This is a genomic window from Marinobacter sp. C1S70 (assembly GCF_000475355.1).
Classification (GTDB): Bacteria; Pseudomonadota; Gammaproteobacteria; order Pseudomonadales; family Oleiphilaceae; genus Marinobacter; species Marinobacter nauticus.
Window position 1 is genome coordinate 153,235 of sequence record NZ_AXBW01000073.1, and the last position, 18,830, is coordinate 172,064.

The following is an 18,830-nucleotide window of genomic DNA, read 5'->3' on the forward strand; positions in this document are numbered from 1 at the left end:
ACACCGTGAGTGATGTACTGGAACGACTGGCACAGGTACTGGAAGCCCGCAAAGACGCGGATCCCGACACATCCTACGTCGCCAGCCTGCATGCCAAGGGGCTGAACAAGATTCTGGAGAAGGTGGGCGAAGAGTGCACCGAGACGCTGCTCGCTGCCAAGGATGCAGAGCATTCCGGCGAAACCCGGGACCTGGTGTACGAGACGGCCGACCTCTGGTTTCACAGCCTGGTGATGCTGTCACGGTTAGGCCTGGGCCCGAAAGATATTCTGGATGAACTGGCCAGCCGCTTCGACCTGTCAGGCCTGGAAGAAAAAGCCTCCCGGAATCCGTAAAGGAGTACCCCCAAGGGGTATTTCCGCAAGGGGTAGCGGTTGGCGTACAATGTCATGCAACAGCAACATTTGAACGAGGAACCCTCATGGGTATCAGCATCTGGCAACTTCTTATCGTACTTGGCATCGTCATCCTGTTATTCGGAACCAAGAAACTCCGAAACATCGGCAGCGATCTCGGCGGCGCCATCCGTGGATTCAAAAAATCCATGAACGACGAGGAAGAGAAGAACGCCGAACAGCAACCGCTGGAAAAACAGAACGCCGAGCAACAAGCCCAGGCGGAAGACAAGCCCAAAGAAAAGCAAGGCTGAGCACCCCCTGAATGTTCGACATCGGCTTTCTAGAGCTGCTGATCTGCGGCGTGATTGCATTGCTCGTGCTCGGCCCGGAGCGTTTGCCGACGGCGGCGCGGGCGGCTGGCCGCTGGATCGGTGGCGCCCGGCGCATGGTCAGCCAGTTCACCAGTGAGCTGGACCGGCAGTTGAAGGCGGAAGAACTCCGGGAGGAGCTGCGCAAGGCGGGTGATGTGGGCCTGGACGATGTGGAGAAGACCGTGCGCGGCGCCCTGGATGAGGCGAAAAAGTACGAGCACATGATCCTGCCGGACGATCAGACCCGCAAGCCCAGGCCGGCACCGGCAACCCGGCGGGTCACGCCCCCCTCTCCGGAGGCGGGCGAACAGCCCGAACCTCCGCATGAACCCGTCAGGGATGAGACGGCGGCCAGCGATCAACCCAGTGAATTCTCACCGACCAGCCCCTCGGACAAGCATTCATGAGCGCCACCCAAGACGGCCAGCAGACATCGGCTGAACAGCAGGAAATGCCCCTGATCGAGCATTTGCTCGAGCTACGCAACCGGCTACTGAAAATGGTGCTGGCGGTGATTATCTGTTTCGCCGTCATCTATCCGTTTGCCAACGAGCTCTACCTGCTGTTATCCCAGCCGTTGCGCGAACTTTTGCCGGTCGGCCAGACCATGATCGCCACCGACATCACCTCGCCGTTCTTTGCGCCCCTGAAGCTGGCGCTGGTTCTGGCGGTATTTGTCGCCATTCCGATCATTCTCTACCAGCTCTGGAGTTTTGTGGCGCCCGGGCTCTATGCCCATGAAAAGCGCCTGGCCTTCCCGCTGTTGTTTACTTCCGTGCTGTTGTTCTACGCTGGCGCGGCTTTCGCCTATTTCGTGGTCTTTCCGCTGGTGTTCGGTTTCTTTACCGCCATCGGCCCGGAGGGCATTGTCGAACTGCCTGACATCAGCAGTTATCTGAACTTCGTGCTCAAGATGTTTTTTGCCTTCGGTATTGCGTTTGAAATCCCCATTGCGACGGTACTGCTGATTCTGACCGGCGCCACCACGCCGCAAGACCTGGCCGCCAAGCGCCCCTATGTGGTCGTGGCCTGTTTCATCATCGGCATGCTGCTGACCCCACCAGATATCATCTCCCAGACGCTCCTGGCCGTGCCCATGTGGATTCTGTTCGAGTTCGGCATCATCTTTGGTCGCCTTGCCTACCGGGAACGGGAAGAGGCCGACGGAGAAGAGCCCGAAGCCTGATGAATCTGGCCCTGCTGTTTGAGGAAGACTTCGTCGCCCCGGACCGGGTGCGTCTCCGCGGCCGTCGGCTGGAGCACCTGAAAACGGTGCTTAAAGCCGACACCGGCCATCGCATACCGGCTGGCCGGGTAAACGGCCTGATGGGCCATGGTGAAGTGCTGTCAATGACAGAGACCGAGGCCGAATTGCTGGTAACCCTGGATCAGCAACCCCCTGCCCCCTTACCGCTCACGCTGATACTGGCTATGCCCCGGCCCAAGATGTTCCGGCGGGTACTGCAGACCTGCGCTTCTCTGGGTGTGAAGGATCTTTGGCTGATCAACAGCTACAAGGTGGAAAAGAGTTTCTGGCAAACGCCCTGGCTCACCGAGGATCATCTGAGAGAGAACCTGGCCCTCGGCCTTGAACAGGCCAAAGACACGTTGATGCCTCAGGTCCATATCCGCAAGCTGTTCAAACCCTTTGTGGAGGATGAACTACCGACACTGCTAGGTGGCAAACAGGCACTGGTGGCGCATCCGGGCATGGCGGCCCCCTGCCCCACCCACCTCAATGAGCCGGCTGCCCTGTGCATTGGTCCGGAAGGGGGCTTTACCGATTACGAAGTCGGAAAGCTGGAGGAGGCCGGCTGCCGGAGCGTGCATCTGGGCCCGAGAATTCTTCGGGTTGAAACCGCTGTGCCAGTGCTGATCAGCCGGCTGTTTGACGCCTGCCTGTGAACGGGCCGGCCCCGCCACGGATTACGCCACCCGGCGCTCCCAAAGCTTCGCAACGGGCGTAATAACAAGAACCAGAATAGCACCGGCCAGCAGGCCAAACAGGCCATCCCCGACCGTGGTGACCAGCACTTCCGGCACTGAAGAAATCATTCCGGCCACATGGTGAATGGCCCCGTACACCGCCGGTATACCATGGGTCAGAATACCTCCGCCCACCAGGAACATTGCAATGGTGCCCAGTACCGACAGGGCTTTCATCATCCAGGGCGCCAGCCACAGAATGCCCTGCCCCAGCTTCTGGGCGAAGGCACCGGCTTTCTGGCTCAGGTAAAGGCCGGCGTCGTCCAGCTTCACAATACCCGCCACCAGCCCATACACACCGACGGTCACCATCAACGCCACGACGGTCAGCACCGCAAACTGCATTCCGAAGCTCTTGTCGGCCACGGTTCCTAACGTGATGGCGATGATTTCGGCGGAGAGAATAAAGTCGGTCCTGACAGCGCCCTTGATCTTGTCTTTCTCAACCGCTTTAAGGTCCACCTCCGGCTTTTTCAGAGCGTCCCGCAGCTCTTGCCGGTGCTTTTCTTCCTGCTCTTTGTGCAGGAACTTGTGAACCAGCTTCTCGGCCCCCTCAAAGCACAGGAAGGCACCACCGAGCATCAACAGCGGGGTAATGAGCCAGGGTACAAAAAAGCTGATGGCCAGTGCCGCCGGCACCAGAATGGCCTTGTTAATAAGCGAACCCTTGGCGACCGCCCACACCACCGGGATTTCCCGGGCAGGTCGAACACCGGTGACCTGCTGCGCATTCAACGCCAGGTCATCGCCCAGCACACCGGCGGTTTTCTTGGTAGCAGCTTTGGTCATCACCGCCACGTCATCCAGTACGGCAGCAATGTCATCAAGTAATACGAGCAGGCTGGAGCCGGCCATAGACAGTTCCTTTGCAAATTGAACACGAAGGCGAGGAGTTTACGAAAACAGGCCGCCGGAAAACAGTTCCGGCGACTCAGAATGGACAACCGTTAGCGTTTTATACCCATAGCCTCGGCGGCAATGCGGTTCTTCAGCGGCGCCAGGTTGTCCAGCCAGCGCATACCGGTATTGCGCAACCACCGGATGGCCAGCTCATCCCGGGCAAACAACTGCTTGAAGCCCTCCATGGCCGCCATCATCGCCAGGTTCTCGCCTTTACGGCGGCGCTGATAACGAGCCAATACGGTCTGGTCTGCCGGCGAAAGTGCCAGTTCTTTGGCCCGTCCCAGCTCGGCCAGGAGGGCCGACACATCGCCATAGCCGAGGTTTGCACCCTGGCCGGCAAGCGGGTGAATGGTGTGGGCAGCATCGCCCACCAGTGCCAGGCCGTCGGCAACATACTCCTTGGCATGACGCTGACGCAGCGGAAACGCAAAGCGGCGCGAAACGGATTCGATAACCCCGAGCTGCTGCTCAATCGCCCGCTCCAGCTCCAACCGGAATTGCTCGGTCTCCAACGCCATCAGGCGGCGGGCTTCGGCCGTATCCTGTGACCAGACGATAGAGCAATAGTGCTCGTCTCCAGACTCCGTCAACAACGGCAAAAACGCCAGCGGCCCGGTGGGCGAAAAACGCTGCCACGCAGTGTACTGGTGCGGCTGCCGGGTACGGACGGTGCACACAATCGCTTGCTGATCGTAATCCCATTCCCGGGTAGCCAGTCCCGACCACTGGCGCAGCCGCGACTGGGCACCATCGGCCCCGACCACCAGTTTGGCGGACTGCATTCGGCCATCGTCCAACTGGATTCCGGCTCCGGCACTCCAGCCCTGCACACGCACACCATCAATCACCGTAACGTTACTGTCCGCCAGCTCGGTAAACAAAGCGCGGACAATCGACCGGTTCTCAACAATGGTACCCAGGGTATCAGCATGAAGTTCAGCCGCATCGAAGTGAATTCGACCGGTGCCGTCGGCATCCCAGACCGTCATGCCACGATAGCCGCAATGCCTGCCGGCCTGGACATGGCGCCAGGCCCCTAGACGCTCCAGCAGCTGCTCACTGGCCAGGGAGATGGCGCTGACCCGGGGCTCGAAGTCATCGGTATGGCTGGCGGTCGCTCCCGGGGCCAACAGATCCTGAACCCGGGCTCCTTCCACCAGCCCGGTATTCCAGCCTTGCCGCGACAACCCCAGAGCCAGGGCCGAGCCGACCATTCCGCCACCAACCACCAGAATGTCAAAACACGCCGCACCCACCGACTCACCTGTCATGTTTTTCCGCCTCGAAAGATGACACTCCGGAACCTACCAGCGGCTTGCGCCCACCGGTGCCCATGGCTTTGCGAGCGAACCAGCGTTTGGCCCCCGGCAACAGATCCAGCCCCACCAGCCCTGCATCCCGGGCGGCGGCAACGGGCGCCAGCGGCTGCCCAAATATCCGGATCAGGGAATCGGAGAACTGCACCGTCTGCTGCCAGTCCTGCCGATGCAGTTGTTGGTAACGCCCCAGTACCGAAAGTTCACCAATAGAAATCCCTTCATCAACCGCCCGACGAAACTGTTCCACCAGGGTCATCAATCCTCTGAGTGCCAGGTTAAAGCCCTGGCCAGCCACCGGGTGCAGGGCATGAGCGGCATTACCAACCAGCACAACCCCCGGGCGGGCGGGTTCATCTACCGTAGTCAGGTTCAGGGGATAATGATGGCACTGGCCAATGTGGGTAAAACGCCCAAGGCGCCAACCGAACCGTTCCTGCAGTTTCTGGCATTTCTGTTCATCCGACAGTGACAGGATCTCGTCCAGAGCCTCGTTTTCCAGGGTCCAGACCAGGGCCGATTGATGCCCCGGCCGCTTCGGGGAACCATGGGGCAGCAAAGCCATGGGACCGGCCTCAGTAAAACGTTCATAAGCCGTAAACTGATGGCTGTCGCTGGTGGAGACATTGGCTATCAGCGCGTTCTGACCATAGGCTTCGGTGCGGGTTACAAAGCCCAGCTTCTCCCGCAGCCCGGAACGCCCGCCATCGGCGATCACCAGACAACGCGCGGTCAGCTCCTTCTGTGCACCATCCTTTCGGATGGCCACCCGGACACCGCCAGCCACGGGCTTCATGCCTTCCACCTGAGCCGGCGCCTGCCAACTTACCCTGGTGTCCAGCAAAGCCCGCATCAGACACAGGCCCATCCAGCGGTTGTCTGCCACATAACCCAGGGCATCCTGACCGTGTTCGTTGGCATGCAGACGGGTAGCGCCAAAACGACCCCGGTCAGAGACATGAATGTGGCGGATCGGGGTGGCGTGCTCAGACAACTGCCGCCACAGCCCCAACTGATCAAAGATCAGGCGGGAGCCCCAGGCCAGTGCCGTCGACCGGCTGTCATAGCTGGGCTGGTAATCCTCCGGCAACGCCTCTGGTGACAGCGGAAACGCCTCAACTACCGTTACCTTCAGTTCCGGCACCAGGCGCGCCAGGGCCAGGGCCAGAGTGGCCCCGGCCAGGCCGCCACCGGCAATGATCAGGTCAGTATCCACGCGCTCGGTATTCACTGAATCAGTCCGCCATCAGAGCTTCAATATCGGCAATGGTCTTCGGCACGCCCTCGGTCAGGTTTCGGCAACCCTCTTTGGTGACCACCACATCGTCTTCAATACGGATGCCAATACCCCGCCAGCGCGGCTCTACGTCGGTATTGTCGGGCGCAATATACAGCCCTGGCTCAACGGTCAACGCCATCCCCGGTTCCAGTACCCGCCAGGCATCGCCCACCTTGTAATCGCCAACATCATGGACATCCAGCCCCAGCCAGTGGCCAGTGCGGTGCATAAAGAAAGGTTTGTAGGATTCGTTGGCCAGAGCATCGTCCAGCGTGCCTGCGAGCAGGCCCAGATCGATCAGGCCCTGGGTCAGCACCCTCAGAGCCGCTTCATGGGGCTGGTTCCAGTGATTGTCCGGCTTCACCGCATCGATCGCCGCGTACTGGGCCGCCAACACCACTTCGTAAAGCGCCTTCTGTTCCGGGCTGAACTTGCCACTGACCGGGAAGGTGCGGGTGATGTCCGAGGCGTAGCATTCCAGCTCACAACCCGCGTCTATCAGTACCAGGTCGCCGTCTTTCAGCGGTGCCGCATTTTCGATGTAGTGCAGGATGCAGCCGTTGGCACCACCACCTACGATGGAGGGATAAGCGGTAGAGCGCGCACCATGTTCCATAAAGGTATGAATCAGTTCAGCTTCAAGATTGTACTCATACCCGCCCTGACGAGCCCGCTTCATGGCCCGGCAGTGGGCCTCGGCACTGATCTGGCCGGCCTTTGCCATCACCTTGATTTCGGCAGCACTCTTGTACAGCCGCATATCATGCAGCAGGTGCTCCAGCGCCACCAGTTCCCCAGGGGGGTGCGCTCCGGAACGAACCTTGCTGCGAATCACCTTGAGCCAGTCCATCACCCGGTTATCGAATGCCGGATCCTTGCCCAGCGGATAGTAGACCCGGCTGCGGCCTTCAATCATGCCGGGCAGAATATCGTCGATATCTGCAATGGGGAAAGCATCGTCGAAGCCGTAAAGTTCGATGGCGCCCTCAGGGCCCACCAGAAAGCCATCCCAGAGCTCTTTCTCCGGGTTCCGCTCCTTGCAGAACAGCACCGCCTCACCGTGCTCGCGGCCTGGAATCAGGGCCAACACCGCTTCGGGCTCGCCGAAGCCGGTCAGATACTGAAAATCGCTGTCCTGACGAAACGGGTGCAACACATCGCGGTTACGCACCCGCTCCGGCGCCGCTGGCAGAATGGCGATGCTGTCCGGGGCCATCCGGTCCATCAACTTGCGACGGCGCTCGGCAAACTCTTTCACGGGAATGGTCACAGCCATGATAGCTCCTGATCAGTGCAGGGTGGGCGAATCGCCTGCCGGCTTCTCCGGCTCGTTGAACTCGGTGAACACCGCCAGCGCGCCAAGGCGCACGTACTCGGTAATTTCAAGCAGTTGCTGTTCACTTTCGTCGTCGGATTCTTCGTCCTCCGACAGCTGGCTGATGGCCACCATATCCTCGATCAGCTCCCGGATCTCATCCGGAGCCTGGCCAAGGGAAGCGCCCGCCGCCAGCGCCATGCCTTCCAGAAATCCTCGAACCCAGGCCACCAGGGCTTCCAGTCGTTGTTCGATGGCATAGTCGTCATCTGGCAATAACGGCTGAAAACTCATGTCGGTGGACTGCAATTGCTTGAGCGTTTTGCCGTAGGCGCTGTTCATAAAGGGGGCGAGGTCATCCGACTCTTCAGCCGCTTCATCAGCCAGCCCCATGTGTTCGCAAACCATGGCCAGCCACTCGGGCTCGTCAATACGGGAGCCTGCCGCCAGCCGGCCACAGAGCACACCGTGCAGCTCAGAGGGGTGGCTGAACGCCTTGTGTGCGGTAAACACGTTGGCCCAGCGTTCAAATTCAGCCGCACGGGCGGCGGAGGTATCGGTTTCGGACATGAAGCTGCCGTTTCCTTAAATCGGTGGTGTACGTTCAGATACGCGCTGGGGCGGTGCCCCGACGAATACCGTATCCTAGCATTCTGGGGAAATCCTGGCACGAATACCCGGGCACACGGGGTTGCTTTTATCTTCACACCAGACAAAAATGTTATAACATATCAAATATGGACAGGATGACCCGATGCGCAGAAACGTTATGCCTCTCATGACCGTGGCACTGGCAAGCGCCGTACTGGCTCCGCTGACCGCGGGCGCGGCCAACAACCCCAGCGCCCATCAACATGGCCACGCGGAACTCCAGGTAGCCATAGACGCCAACACCGCCGATGTCTTTGTTCGCTCACCCGCATACAATCTGCTTGGCTTCGAGCACGAGCCACGCACAGAGCAACAGCATCAGCAACTGGCGGATCTGGAGCAGTGGCTGATGTCGACCCCTCTGATTAACACTGAGGATGGCAACTGCAACGTGGAAGATGCCAGCTTTCACAGCTCGTGGCCCGAGGCGACCCGTCATCACAGTGACCATGCGCACGAACACCATGACCACGATCACGATCACGATCACGGGCAAGCAAACAACCACAGCGATATCGAGATTACCCAATCACTGACCTGCGACGGACTTGCCGAACACCAGACACTGACCACACCGCTGGTGAAGCACTTTCCGGCACTGGAACACCTGGATGTTCAGTGGATCGGCCCTGAAGGCCAGGGCGCCACAAGACTGGAAGCCGGCGACCAGCAATTCCGGGTTGGCCGCTGACCCGTTACTCGGTGTAAGGTTCTACCGACTGCGCCACTATGGAATAGGAGGAGGTGCCGAGATCATTCTCGGTTCGCTCAATCACCAGTTCCCCCTCGATCCAGACAGGGTCGTATAGAGCCTCCAGGGTAAACCCTTCATGGTATTTTACGTGGATGATCTGGTTTGGGGGTGGTGGTGGCACATGGATGCAGGCGCCGTAGTAGGGCACCAGGAAGAACTCGAGAATGCGCATATCCTCCGTGGTTTTCAGCGGTACCACGAAGCCCGGAATCCGGCCCTCGACGTTGCCCATTTCCGGAACCACCCGCCCGGTCATGATTTCGTCCGGCAACAGGGGCGGGCCATCGCCCTCATGTTCGATTTCCGGCATAGTCTCGAGCAGCGCCAGATCTTCCGCAGGCATTAACTCAAGCCAGTCGATCTCCCGGGGCTCGGCACGGACCGCCAGGGAAACCAATAACAACAAGCCCAGTCCAAGGCAGGCAAGCGACTTGCGGAACAGAACATCAGTGAACATCAACACGGATTCTCCAAAAAACCAGATCAGCAACCGGCGCCATCATACAACGGCGAGCACGATACGGATATGAACAGCGAGACACGACAACCGCCGGACAGTTCCCGCCCGGACACTCTGGCCATCCGAACCCGGAATCTGCACTTCCGATGGCAAAACCAGGCTCGGGAACTGGCCTTCCCCGATATTCAGCTGACACGCGGTGAACACCTGTTCCTGCACGGCCCCAGTGGTACTGGTAAAAGTACGCTGTTGGGACTGCTCGCAGGCATGCACACGCCCAGCCGTGGCAGCCTTCAGCTGCTGAATCAGGAACTGACCACCATGAAGGCCGGCACCCGGGATCGACTGCGCGCCGATCATATGGGCGTCATCTTCCAGCAGTTCAACCTGGTGCCCTATCTGAGCGCTATGGCCAATGCACTTTTGCCTTGCCGGCTATCAAATCTGCGCCATTCGCGCGCGTTACCCTCCGCCACCGAAGCTGCCCAACACCTGCTGACACAACTGGGCATTCCGCAAAGCCACTGGCACCAGGGAGTGACCCGGCTATCGATCGGCCAGCAGCAGAGGGTGGCTGCCGCCCGCGCGCTGATCGGTGCTCCGGAGATCATTCTTGCAGATGAGCCCACGTCCGCGCTGGATAGCGACAACCGGGACCGCTTTCTTGAACTACTGCTAACGCTGGCCGAGCGCAGTAACAGCTCGGTTGTATTTGTCAGCCATGATCAGTCACTGGCCGGGCACTTTCATCATCGCATGGCCCTGGAGGTGGCGCCATGAACAAGCTCAAGCTCACCATCTTCCTGTCCGCCGCCAGCCTGTGGTACCGGCGCCGTGTACTGGCCCTCGTTTGCCTGACCCTGACCCTGAGCGTAACCCTGCTGCTTGGCATCCAGTACCTGCGCACAGAAATCCGACAGTCATTCACCAGCACCATCAGCGGCACCGACCTTATCGTAGGGGCCCGCAGTGGCCAACTGAATCTGCTGCTTTACACGGTGTTCCACATCGGTGATGCCACCAACAACATTCGCTGGTCCACCTATCAGTCCATGACTGAGGACAGCCGCATCGACTGGCTTATACCTATTTCCCTGGGCGACAGCTACCGCGGCTTTCGGGTTGTCAGCACCAACGAGCAGTTCCTGGCCCGCTTCCGCTATGGCAACGACCAACCGCTGACACTGGCGAGCGGAGACTGGTTTTCTGACCTGTTTGACGTGGTGATCGGCGCCGGCGTGGCACGGCAGCTTGACCATAAACTGAACGACGACCTGGTCCTTTCCCATGGCGGTGGCCGCACCAGCTTCTCGAATCACAAGGACCTGCCATTCAGGGTATCCGGCATTCTCGCGCCAACCGGCACGCCCGTCGACCAGGCGGTTTACATCAGCCTTGAAGCCATGGAAGCCATGCATGTGGGCTGGGAATCCGGCGTGGCCATCCCGGGCCGGACCCTGTCGGCCGACCAGGCACGCAACCGGGACTACACACCGGACACCATCACCGCCGTGTTCATTGGCCTGGACCGCCCGATCCTCACCTTCCAGGTTCAACGGGAGCTGAACCAGGCCCGCGAGGAACCTCTGTCGGCCATCCTGCCGGGTGTGGCCCTGAGCGAGCTCTGGCGGATGATGGGGCAATTTGAAAAAGCCCTGCTGGGCATCAGCGGCTTTGTCGTGATCACCAGCCTGGTGGGACTGATTGCGGTTTTGCTCACCCTGCAAGCCCAGCGGCAACGGGAGATTGCCGTTTTGCGAGCGACCGGAGCTTCACCGGGGCTGATTGCCGGCCTGTACAGCTTGGAGTGCGTCGGGCTTGCCCTGGCCAGTTGCCTGTTCGCCCTGCTGCTCGGCGCTGCCGCCATCGCCGGCCTCAGCCCCTGGCTACTGGAACACTACGGACTGCAAATCCGGCTTCGGCCGCTGGCCCGGGAGGAGTGGCTGTTACTGATGGCAGTGCCGCTCTCTGCGTTGGCAGTGTCCGCCCTGCCCGCACTGAACACCTGGCGAGCAGGCCGACAACAGGGGTTCGGGGCACAGGATTCCAGCTGAACTGACGCAAAAGGTGACAGGCCTCACGGCGGGCACGCCATGACAATGCGGTAAATTGACCGGTCTGGCGCGCGCACTTATAGTAACTCTCATCAAAATCACCGATGTTGGGCAGGTCATGGAACAGTCCGAAGTACAGGCATTAGCGGACAAGCTGGACAAGCTGATCGAGCGCTGCGACAAGCTGGAGAAAGACAACGCCCTGCTAAGGGAGCTGCAGGACGACTGGAACCGGGAACGGGCCCAGCTAATGCACAAAAACGATCTTGCCAAAAACAAGATTGAAGCCATGATCGGCCGTCTTCGGGCACTGGAGCACCACTGATGTCACAGACCCCAACCACCGTGGAAGTCAGGATTCTCGACAAGGAATACCTGGTGGCCTGTCCGCAGGAAGAGCAGGAAGCCCTGCTGCGTGCGGCCCGGCATCTGGACACCAAAATGCGTGAAATCCGCTCCAGCGGCAAGGTATTCGGTACCGAGCGCATTGCCGTAATGGCCGCCCTGAACATCACCCATGAACTGCTGGAGCGCGACACCATGTCGGACGCCACCAGCAGCATCCTGCGTGCCATGGATAACCGGCTTGATGAAGCACTGGGAGAGCCTTCGGGCAACTGATCCGGAAAGAATCCGGAAACGGGGTTGCAATCCTCCCCGGCCCTGCCCGTATAATGGAACCAACTTCCTGGGCTGTTCGCTGGTCGGGTACGTCCTCGAGCCGATGCGCATTACCCAGGTGGCTACTTCAGGGCATTGTGAGCATGTCCCCCAAGGGGGAAAGCCTAATATGTCACAGCGGCCACCGACCTTGAACTTCTGGGTTCAAGGGCTACATCCGATAACGGCAGCCCGGGAAGCTTTTCACCGTTACTGCGATTGCGACTTCCTGAATCTCAAGTGCAGCAGAGCGTCCTGAACCTCCTGGTTACCGAACCGCTCATCGAACAACAGTCCAGACCACACTGAGTCGTCCGACCTGGCCTGATCCTTTCGTTGCTGGTAGAGCGAATCCCAGCGTTCCAGGTACTGATAGGCCAGCTCATCGTCCGCGGCAACCCGGTCACCCCGGTAGTACATCAGCCCGAGGTACGCCAGAGCGGCCATGTTCTCCTCCTCCGCCGCCATCTCCAGAAGCTTTCGAATTTCTTCTGTATGAACCTCGGCCTGACCGGCGTAATACATTGCCTGTCGATAGCGCGCATTGGAGACAGCTTGACGCAGGTTTTCCGGCACATCGGCAACCGGCATAAGCACAAACCGCTCGCGAGCTTTCGCAGCGCTCTCATCCCGGCCGTCCTGCCACAACTCTCGCGCCAAAAGCAGTTGTGCGGGCAGGTGGCCCTTATCAGCGGCGCGCCTCAACCAACCTACAGCATCCACCAGACTGGGGGGAATACTGGCCAGCCCCTGACTGTAGATCGCACCAAGTTTGTAGGCCGCCTCCGCATCCCGGTAAGCCATGCCTTCCAACAGTTCCAAGGCTCGGCGATGCTGTTCTTCGGCCATACCAGGCAGGCTCGAGAGATAGATATCAGCCAGCAAGTGCTTGGCCCGATCGTCTTCCCGTTCTGTCTGTTCGAGACGCGCAACGGCCAGACCGACCCGCTTCGAGCGCCCCTCTGCGGGATTCAGATACAGGTGAGCCAGCCAGAGATTCGCCTCTTTCTCGCCCAGGTCGGCCGCACGCTCCAGTTGATCCAGCGCCTCAAGATAATCAGCCTCGGAACGCTGCTGTCCGCGAGCCAGTACCACACCTCGGGCCAGTAATGCTTTCGGGTAGTTCTGATCGGCCGACCGTTGCAGCCATTGCTCTGCTTCGGCAGGGTTAAACCAAGGTGAATCTGGCGCTCCGTATATTTGGGCCATCATGTACTGAGCGCGGGCGCTGCCTTTATCTCCGGCATACCGGTACCACGCTACCCGGCGTTGCGCACTGGGATCCACCAGGGCCGGATACAATGTAGCCAGGTAGCGCATGGTGCCTGCATCGGTGTCCGGACGACTTGCGCGCCATACCTCGTCTGCACTCTGGAGAATAAACTCGCCTTCCTCATCCAGACAGGCCCAGGCAGGTACCCTGTCCCGGGTGTCGGGGCCGCAGTATTCAGCCAGAGCCCGGTGATGAAACAGATTCGAAGCATTATCTAGCTCACCGATTTCGGGGATCAGTGCCACCGCCTGTTTGCGATCCTGCTCGACCAGCTCCCCGGACCAATAGATCATCGCGAGATCAATCAAGGCTCGCGGATAGTCCGCCGCACGGAGAAGCACTAACGACCTGGACACATCACGGTTCTCTGCCTGCCCTCGCCGATAGATCTCGGCCAACAAATGCCGCGCTTCGCGCTCGTAGACCGAAAACGGTTTCTGAAGCTCTCGCTCCAGCAAATCGGCAGCTGCCCGCTCATCCGCTGGCCCGCCCAGGCCAAGATACGTCAAGCGAGCCAGTTCATAGCGCGCCCGACTGCTTTCATAACTCTCGGTCTCACCGTCAAGGTAACTCTGGAGATGGTGGCGGGCACCGGAATATTCAGCAGAAGCCAACGCACGAACACCCACCTGGTAAACCTCGGGGGATCCGGTCGCGCAACCAGACAAAGCAACAATCAAAACCGCAGGAAGCAACAGGCGAGCGTATCGGGGGAAATCCATGGCAGAATACAGCCTCTGAAAAAACAACGGACTGCAGACTAGCAGAATTTTAACGGGGCGTTATTGATGTGATACAACATAGGCCGAATTCACGACGCAGCAGCAGGTAATCGCCATCTTGAATCCGCATCATCAAGCAAGGACGTTTGACGCCGGCAATGATCGGGCCTCACGCCGCCAGCTCCGCCAAACTCTTCGCCAGAAACGGAGAAGCCTGTCGTTTGAAGAACAGCGGCAAGCTTCCGAACGTCTCGCCCTTAACCTGCTGAGGCACCCCGACCTGCACCGGGCACGCCACATTGGCATCTACCTGGCCAACGACGGCGAAATTGACCCGTCCCTGTATATTGATCTGGCTCGCAAAAAAGGCATCCGGTTCTACCTGCCCATTCTGCACCCGATCTACCCGGGCAAGCTGGTTTTCAGCCCCTATTATGATGGAGTGCAACTGACGGCAAACCGCTTCGGCATTCCAGAACCCCCGTTCCCGCGTTCAAGACGCAAGCCGGCCTGGGCACTGGATGCGGTGCTGTTTCCATTGGTGGGGTTTGACGAAACCGGAGGGCGACTGGGTATGGGCGGCGGCTTCTACGACCGAACCTTCGCGTTCAGCCGGATCAGGCCCTGCATGGCACCAAAACTGGTTGGCCTGGCCCACGATTTTCAGCGCGTGGAGCAGTTGCCGGTTGAGCCCTGGGATGTGCCTTTACACGGTGTGGTAACGGATAAGCGTTGTTACCGTTTCAGGCCCTGATTGGCAGACAGAACATAACCTACTGCAGATGCTTCGCGGTCGGCACGCTTGTCCTCAGACGCCTGAATGGACGTAAAACCCGTAATCACAAGGCCGACAGCAAAGATGAGCACAATGGCACGAATGATGTCAGGCTTGCTCCCCATTTCTTGGATTCCCGTTATTCTTTCATTCAATTGGCAGGAAAATCAGACAACTATTACTGATTCGCAGAATTAGACGAAAGACTAACACGTAACTTGATTTTTACAATTTTTGACAGATTACCGTTATGTAAGAGTTGTAACGTTCCACCCTCAGGTGGAACGCCCGTTGCCTGCTCCCAAAAACAGCCGATAGGCCCCGTTGTCAGTCATGTTTTCATAACGAAAACCGACCTTGTCGAGCATGCCCTCAAAGTCCGCCACCTCATTGTCCTCAACCTGCGCGCCCAATAGCACCCTGCTGTAGGCCGCACCATGATTGCGGTAGTGGAACATGGAAATATTCCAGCGCGTTCCCAGCGACATCAGGAACTTCAGCAAAGCTCCCGGGCGCTCGGGAAATTCAAACTGGAACACCTTTTCATTGGTAATCGTCGGTGCATGGCCCCCGACCATATGGCGAATATGCTGCTTGGCCAGGTCGCTGTCGGTAAGGTCGACCACCGAGTACCCACTTTCCCGAAGATCCTGCACCAGTTCTTCCCGGCCATGTCCGCCAGCGGCAATCTGGATTCCCACGAAAATGGTGGCGTTCTGAGCATCCGCATAGCGGTAATTAAACTCGGTGATGCTACGCTTGTGCAGCGCATTAATGAACGTTTTGAACGCGCCCGGCTTCTCCGGGATCGTTACCGCCAGAATCGCCTCGCGCTTCTCTCCCACTTCGGTGCGCTCGGACACATAGCGCAGTCGGTCGAAGTTCATGTTGGCACCACTGAGGGTGGCAATCAGGTTTTCATCCTCGATCTTTTCCCTCGCGATGTACTTCTTGATACCCGCTACACCCAGAGCGCCTGCCGGTTCGGCAATGGAACGAGTATCTTCAAACACATCCTTGATGGCCGCACAGATCTCATCCGTGGACACTGTGATCACTTCATCTACGTGATCCTTGCAGATTTCCCAGGGATACTTACCGATCTGTTTGACCGCCACGCCATCGGCGAAGATGCCCACCTCATCCAGCACCACACGCTCACCGGCCTTCATCGCCGCCTGCAGGCAGTTGGAGTCTTCCGGCTCCACACCGATCACTTTGATTTCCGGGCGCAGGTACTTGATGTAAGCGGCCATGCCGGCAATCAGCCCGCCGCCGCCAACACAGATAAAGATGGCGTGAATCGGCTTGCTGAACTGCCACATGATCTCCATGGCCACGGTACCCTGACCGGCGATAACGTCCGGGTCGTCGTAGGGCGGGATGTAGGTGTACCCGTGTTTCTGGATCAGCTCCTGGGCGTGGGCCGCAGCCTCGTCAAAAGCATCCCCCTTGAGAACCACTCTGGCACCGTGGTCGCGAACTGAGCGTACCTTGATCTCCGGCGTCGTCTGCGGCATCACGATAACGGCTTTGATGCCCAGCTTCTTGGCGGCCAGAGCCACGCCCTGGGCATGATTGCCAGCGGAGGCGCAGATAACTCCCTTGGCCTTTTGTTCTTCCGACAGCTGAGCAATCCGGTTGTAGGCGCCGCGAATCTTGAAGGAAAACACCGGCTGAAGGTCTTCACGCTTGAGCATAATATTGTTGCCAAAGCGCTTGGAAAGACTACGGGCTTCAGTCAGGGGTGTTTCGATGGCCACGTCGTAGACGCGCGCATCGAGTATCTTCTTGATATAGCGTTGCGGCATGATGGTTCCGGTTGCTGGTGAGTGATCAGGAAAAACCCACAGTGTAGAAAGTTTGCACGCTTGCCGTCTATAAGCAGAGTTGCTGCAGGCGTATAATAGTGCCCAAATTCAACGCAAACCTCCGGGAGCCCCCCATGACCCAGGACGAACTGAAACAAGCCGTTGCCAAAGCTGCAGTGGATCACATCGCCCCTCACCTGGAACCGAGCAGCATTGTCGGGGTGGGCACCGGCAGCACCGCCAACTTTTTCATCGACTATCTGGCGGAATACCGCAACGACTTCGACGGCGCCGTCGCAAGCTCCGAGGCAACCGCCGAACGACTGAAAAAGCACGGCATCCCGGTATACGACCTCAACGCCGTCAACGAAATCGAGTTTTACGTCGACGGTGCCGACGAAACCAACGAGAGCCTGGAGCTGATCAAAGGCGGTGGCGGTGCCCTGACCCGGGAAAAGATTGTGGCCGCCGTCGCCAAGACCTTTATCTGCATCGCCGATGAGTCCAAGCAAGTAGGCATCCTGGGAGAATTCCCGCTGCCCGTGGAAGTTATCCCCATGGCCCGCAGCCATGTCGGCCGCGAGATCGTAAAACTCGGGGGCGATCCGGTTTACCGGGATGGTTTTGTCACCGACAACGGCAACATCATCATCGACATCCACAACATGGATATCTCCCGCCCGCTGGTGGTGGAAGAAAAGCTCAATAACATTGTCGGCGTGGTCACCAACGGACTGTTCGCCCGCCGCCCGGCCGACCTGCTGCTACTCGGCACCCGTGACGGGGTGAAAAGCATTGCCCGCGGTGCATAACCCCCTGTAAGGCACTCCGCCTGACAAGCTGGCCATTCGGGCCAGCTTTTTTATTGCCTGAACAAACCCAAACCAAGCGCTTGCTTGGTAGCCAGGATTGCGCGACACTCACCTCATCGCAAAACAAGAACACAGGGAGCCAATCCGTGTCTGACTACTTCAACGAAACCCATGAACAGGTGCGCCAAACCGCCCGGAAATTCATCGAGACCCACGTCCGGCCCCATATTGACGACTGGGAAGAGGCCGGTGAATTCCCCCGTGAAATCTATAAACTCGCCGGCGACGCCGGACTCCTTGGCATCGGCTTCCCTGAAACTCTGGGCGGCATCGGTGAAGGCGATATTTTTATGAAAGTCGCAGTTTCCGAGGAACTGATGCGATCCACCTCTGGCGGCTTCGTGGCCAGTATCGGTTCCCTGGATATCGGCCTGCCGCCGGTGGCCAAGTGGGCCAAACAAGACATTCGGGAACAGATCGTGCCGCCCGTCCTGCGCGGCGACAAAATCGCGGCCCTGGCCGTGACCGAACCCGGTGGCGGCTCCGACGTCGCCAACCTGAAAACCCGTGCCGTAAAAGACGGCGACCACTACATCGTCAACGGTAGCAAAACCTTCATCACCAGCGGTATCCGCGCCGACCATTACACCGTCGCCGTGCGCACCGGGGGCGAAGGCCACGGCGGCATCAGCCTGTTGCTGATCGACAAAGGCACACCAGGTTTCACCACCGGCAACAAACTCCGGAAAATGGGCTGGTGGGCCAGCGACACCGCAGAACTCTTCTTCGAGGACTGCCGGGTACCGGCCGACCGCCTGATCGGCGCCGAAAACGCCGGTTTTATCGCCATCATGAGCAACTTCCTGGCTGAACGCCTGAGCCTGTCCATCATGGCCTACATGACCGCCCAGATCGCCTACGAAGCCGCTCTGGATTACACCAGACAACGCCAGGCCTTCGGCCGCCCCGTTGCCGGCTTTCAGGTCACCCGCCACAAACTCGTTGACATGGCCACCCAGATCGACATCGCCCGGGAATACACCTACCGCTGTGCCGCACTGATGCAGGCCGGCAAAAACCCCATTAAACAGGTGGCTATGGCCAAGAACTTCGCCGTGGACGTGTGCGAAAAAGTCACCCGCGAGGCGGTGCAGCTGTTTGGTGGTATGGGGTATATGCGGGAGTCGGTGGTGGATCGGCTGTACCGGGATGCCAAGATTCTGTCCATTGGCGGCGGCACCACGGAAATCATGAAGGAGCTGATTGCCAAACAGATCAGGCTGTGACCAAGGTTTAGTTTCGAATGGCAAGAGACTTCCGTATAATTGCGCCCACTTTTTAAACGCAGTT

At 59.1% G+C, this 18,830-nt stretch carries 22 protein-coding genes and 1 other RNA gene; 14 read left to right on the forward strand and 9 right to left on the reverse strand.

What is annotated here, in order from left to right:
* Positions 1-5: 5 nt before the first annotated feature.
* The 5 genes from Q669_RS16130 to Q669_RS16150 all read left to right on the forward strand — a co-directional run bounded on the left by Q669_RS16130 (position 6) and on the right by Q669_RS16150 (position 2,614).
* Positions 6-335, forward strand: coding sequence for a phosphoribosyl-ATP diphosphatase (locus Q669_RS16130; RefSeq protein ID WP_022993078.1), 330 nt, complete (start codon positions 6-8; stop codon positions 333-335).
* An 86-nt stretch (positions 336-421) separates the two neighbouring features.
* Positions 422-649: a Sec-independent protein translocase subunit TatA gene (gene tatA / locus Q669_RS16135; protein WP_014422690.1), complete on the forward strand. Its 228-nt coding sequence runs from the start codon at positions 422-424 to the stop codon at positions 647-649.
* Between the two features lie 11 nt (positions 650-660).
* Positions 661-1,116 (forward strand): Sec-independent protein translocase protein TatB, encoded by a 456-nt coding sequence (tatB, locus tag Q669_RS16140; RefSeq protein WP_022993079.1) that lies wholly within the window; start codon positions 661-663, stop codon positions 1,114-1,116.
* Positions 1,113-1,895: a twin-arginine translocase subunit TatC gene (gene tatC / locus Q669_RS16145; RefSeq protein WP_022993080.1), complete on the forward strand. Its 783-nt coding sequence runs from the start codon at positions 1,113-1,115 to the stop codon at positions 1,893-1,895. The genes tatB and tatC overlap by 4 nt, the downstream gene beginning before the upstream one ends.
* Positions 1,895-2,614 carry a 16S rRNA (uracil(1498)-N(3))-methyltransferase gene (locus tag Q669_RS16150; RefSeq protein WP_022993081.1) on the forward strand — a complete coding sequence of 240 codons (720 nt, stop codon included), beginning with the start codon at positions 1,895-1,897 and terminating at the stop codon, positions 2,612-2,614. The genes tatC and Q669_RS16150 overlap by 1 nt, the downstream gene beginning before the upstream one ends.
* Before the next feature lie 21 nt (positions 2,615-2,635).
* Here Q669_RS16150 and Q669_RS16155 read toward each other — a convergent pair whose 3' ends face one another.
* From Q669_RS16155 to Q669_RS16175, 5 genes are all read right to left on the reverse strand, one after another.
* On the reverse strand, positions 2,636-3,550 hold the full coding sequence (locus Q669_RS16155) for a DUF808 domain-containing protein (RefSeq protein ID WP_022993082.1): 915 nt from the start codon (positions 3,548-3,550) through the stop codon (positions 2,636-2,638).
* 92 nt (positions 3,551-3,642) lie between these two features.
* The gene (locus tag Q669_RS16160; RefSeq protein ID WP_022993083.1) at positions 3,643-4,869 is read right to left on the reverse strand and encodes a UbiH/UbiF/VisC/COQ6 family ubiquinone biosynthesis hydroxylase; all 1,227 of its coding nucleotides are present in this window, start codon (positions 4,867-4,869) and stop codon (positions 3,643-3,645) included.
* Positions 4,859-6,145, reverse strand: coding sequence for a 2-octaprenyl-6-methoxyphenyl hydroxylase (gene ubiH, locus Q669_RS16165; protein WP_022993084.1), 1,287 nt, complete (start codon positions 6,143-6,145; stop codon positions 4,859-4,861). The genes Q669_RS16160 and ubiH overlap by 11 nt, the downstream gene beginning before the upstream one ends.
* A gap of 4 nt (positions 6,146-6,149) precedes the next feature.
* Positions 6,150-7,469 (reverse strand): Xaa-Pro aminopeptidase, encoded by a 1,320-nt coding sequence (gene pepP / locus Q669_RS16170; RefSeq protein WP_022993085.1) that lies wholly within the window; start codon positions 7,467-7,469, stop codon positions 6,150-6,152.
* A 12-nt stretch (positions 7,470-7,481) separates the two neighbouring features.
* The gene (locus tag Q669_RS16175; RefSeq protein WP_011786840.1) at positions 7,482-8,078 is read right to left on the reverse strand and encodes a UPF0149 family protein; all 597 of its coding nucleotides are present in this window, start codon (positions 8,076-8,078) and stop codon (positions 7,482-7,484) included.
* Positions 8,079-8,262: 184 nt separating this feature from the next.
* Between Q669_RS16175 and Q669_RS16180 the strand changes: the two genes are divergently transcribed.
* Positions 8,263-8,850, forward strand: coding sequence for a ZrgA family zinc uptake protein (locus Q669_RS16180; RefSeq protein WP_011786841.1), 588 nt, complete (start codon positions 8,263-8,265; stop codon positions 8,848-8,850).
* A gap of 4 nt (positions 8,851-8,854) precedes the next feature.
* Here the strand turns inward: Q669_RS16180 and Q669_RS16185 are convergent, their stop codons facing one another.
* Positions 8,855-9,370, reverse strand: a complete 516-nt coding sequence (locus tag Q669_RS16185) for a DUF3299 domain-containing protein (RefSeq protein ID WP_036149924.1) — start codon at positions 9,368-9,370, stop codon at positions 8,855-8,857.
* A gap of 69 nt (positions 9,371-9,439) precedes the next feature.
* On the opposite strand from Q669_RS16185, the gene Q669_RS16190 reads away from it, so the two are divergent.
* The 5 genes from Q669_RS16190 (at position 9,440) to ssrS (ending at position 12,290) form a co-directional block, all read left to right on the forward strand.
* Positions 9,440-10,153, forward strand: coding sequence for an ABC transporter ATP-binding protein (locus Q669_RS16190; protein ID WP_022993087.1), 714 nt, complete (start codon positions 9,440-9,442; stop codon positions 10,151-10,153).
* Positions 10,150-11,427: an ABC transporter permease gene (locus Q669_RS16195; RefSeq protein ID WP_022993088.1), complete on the forward strand. Its 1,278-nt coding sequence runs from the start codon at positions 10,150-10,152 to the stop codon at positions 11,425-11,427. Before Q669_RS16190 ends, Q669_RS16195 begins: the two co-directional genes overlap by 4 nt.
* Before the next feature lie 118 nt (positions 11,428-11,545).
* Positions 11,546-11,752, forward strand: a complete 207-nt coding sequence (locus tag Q669_RS16200; protein WP_011786845.1) for a TIGR02449 family protein — start codon at positions 11,546-11,548, stop codon at positions 11,750-11,752.
* On the forward strand, positions 11,752-12,048 hold the full coding sequence (locus Q669_RS16205; RefSeq protein ID WP_011786846.1) for a cell division protein ZapA: 297 nt from the start codon (positions 11,752-11,754) through the stop codon (positions 12,046-12,048). The genes Q669_RS16200 and Q669_RS16205 overlap by 1 nt, the downstream gene beginning before the upstream one ends.
* Before the next feature lie 61 nt (positions 12,049-12,109).
* Positions 12,110-12,290: non-coding RNA, 6S RNA (gene ssrS / locus Q669_RS19440), on the forward strand.
* A 7-nt stretch (positions 12,291-12,297) separates the two neighbouring features.
* Here ssrS and Q669_RS16210 read toward each other — a convergent pair.
* Positions 12,298-14,082, reverse strand: a complete 1,785-nt coding sequence (locus Q669_RS16210) for a tetratricopeptide repeat protein (RefSeq protein ID WP_081699752.1) — start codon at positions 14,080-14,082, stop codon at positions 12,298-12,300.
* A 118-nt stretch (positions 14,083-14,200) separates the two neighbouring features.
* Here Q669_RS16210 and Q669_RS16215 point away from each other — a divergent pair, with 118 nt between their 5' ends.
* The gene (locus tag Q669_RS16215; protein ID WP_022993091.1) at positions 14,201-14,836 is read left to right on the forward strand and encodes a 5-formyltetrahydrofolate cyclo-ligase; all 636 of its coding nucleotides are present in this window, start codon (positions 14,201-14,203) and stop codon (positions 14,834-14,836) included.
* Here the strand turns inward: Q669_RS16215 and Q669_RS19760 are convergent.
* The gene (locus Q669_RS19760; RefSeq protein ID WP_022993092.1) at positions 14,818-14,982 is read right to left on the reverse strand and encodes a hypothetical protein; all 165 of its coding nucleotides are present in this window, start codon (positions 14,980-14,982) and stop codon (positions 14,818-14,820) included. The genes Q669_RS16215 and Q669_RS19760 overlap by 19 nt on opposite strands.
* A 150-nt stretch (positions 14,983-15,132) precedes the next feature.
* Positions 15,133-16,668 (reverse strand): threonine ammonia-lyase, biosynthetic, encoded by a 1,536-nt coding sequence (gene ilvA / locus Q669_RS16220; RefSeq protein ID WP_022993093.1) that lies wholly within the window; start codon positions 16,666-16,668, stop codon positions 15,133-15,135.
* 134 nt (positions 16,669-16,802) lie between these two features.
* Here ilvA and rpiA point away from each other — a divergent pair, with 134 nt between their 5' ends.
* Together rpiA and Q669_RS16230 are read left to right on the forward strand one after the other, a co-directional pair.
* On the forward strand, positions 16,803-17,480 hold the full coding sequence (rpiA, locus tag Q669_RS16225; protein ID WP_011786849.1) for a ribose-5-phosphate isomerase RpiA: 678 nt from the start codon (positions 16,803-16,805) through the stop codon (positions 17,478-17,480).
* 146 nt (positions 17,481-17,626) lie between these two features.
* Positions 17,627-18,766, forward strand: a complete 1,140-nt coding sequence (locus Q669_RS16230) for an acyl-CoA dehydrogenase family protein (RefSeq protein ID WP_022993094.1) — start codon at positions 17,627-17,629, stop codon at positions 18,764-18,766.
* The last annotated feature ends 64 nt before the right edge of the window (positions 18,767-18,830 follow it).

Bases quoted from the DNA above. Each gene is read 5' to 3' on its own strand.
- pepP (WP_022993085.1), bottom strand. From the start codon at position 7,469: ATGGCTGTGACCATTCCCGTGAAAGAGTTTGCCGAGCGCCGTCGCAAG.
- Q669_RS16195 (WP_022993088.1), top strand. From the start codon at position 10,150: ATGAACAAGCTCAAGCTCACCATCTTCCTGTCCGCCGCCAGCCTGTGG.
- tatC (WP_022993080.1), top strand. From the start codon at position 1,113: ATGAGCGCCACCCAAGACGGCCAGCAGACATCGGCTGAACAGCAGGAA.
- Q669_RS19760 (WP_022993092.1), bottom strand. From the start codon at position 14,982: ATGGGGAGCAAGCCTGACATCATTCGTGCCATTGTGCTCATCTTTGCT.
- Q669_RS16180 (WP_011786841.1), top strand. From the start codon at position 8,263: ATGCGCAGAAACGTTATGCCTCTCATGACCGTGGCACTGGCAAGCGCC.
- Q669_RS16210 (WP_081699752.1), bottom strand. From the start codon at position 14,082: ATGGATTTCCCCCGATACGCTCGCCTGTTGCTTCCTGCGGTTTTGATT.
- Q669_RS16185 (WP_036149924.1), bottom strand. From the start codon at position 9,370: ATGTTCACTGATGTTCTGTTCCGCAAGTCGCTTGCCTGCCTTGGACTG.
- tatA (WP_014422690.1), top strand. From the start codon at position 422: ATGGGTATCAGCATCTGGCAACTTCTTATCGTACTTGGCATCGTCATC.
- Q669_RS16150 (WP_022993081.1), top strand. From the start codon at position 1,895: ATGAATCTGGCCCTGCTGTTTGAGGAAGACTTCGTCGCCCCGGACCGG.
- Q669_RS16160 (WP_022993083.1), bottom strand. From the start codon at position 4,869: ATGACAGGTGAGTCGGTGGGTGCGGCGTGTTTTGACATTCTGGTGGTT.
- Q669_RS16205 (WP_011786846.1), top strand. From the start codon at position 11,752: ATGTCACAGACCCCAACCACCGTGGAAGTCAGGATTCTCGACAAGGAA.
- Q669_RS16155 (WP_022993082.1), bottom strand. From the start codon at position 3,550: ATGGCCGGCTCCAGCCTGCTCGTATTACTTGATGACATTGCTGCCGTA.
- ilvA (WP_022993093.1), bottom strand. From the start codon at position 16,668: ATGCCGCAACGCTATATCAAGAAGATACTCGATGCGCGCGTCTACGAC.
- Q669_RS16190 (WP_022993087.1), top strand. From the start codon at position 9,440: ATGAACAGCGAGACACGACAACCGCCGGACAGTTCCCGCCCGGACACT.
- Q669_RS16200 (WP_011786845.1), top strand. From the start codon at position 11,546: ATGGAACAGTCCGAAGTACAGGCATTAGCGGACAAGCTGGACAAGCTG.
- tatB (WP_022993079.1), top strand. From the start codon at position 661: ATGTTCGACATCGGCTTTCTAGAGCTGCTGATCTGCGGCGTGATTGCA.
- rpiA (WP_011786849.1), top strand. From the start codon at position 16,803: ATGACCCAGGACGAACTGAAACAAGCCGTTGCCAAAGCTGCAGTGGAT.
- Q669_RS16175 (WP_011786840.1), bottom strand. From the start codon at position 8,078: ATGTCCGAAACCGATACCTCCGCCGCCCGTGCGGCTGAATTTGAACGC.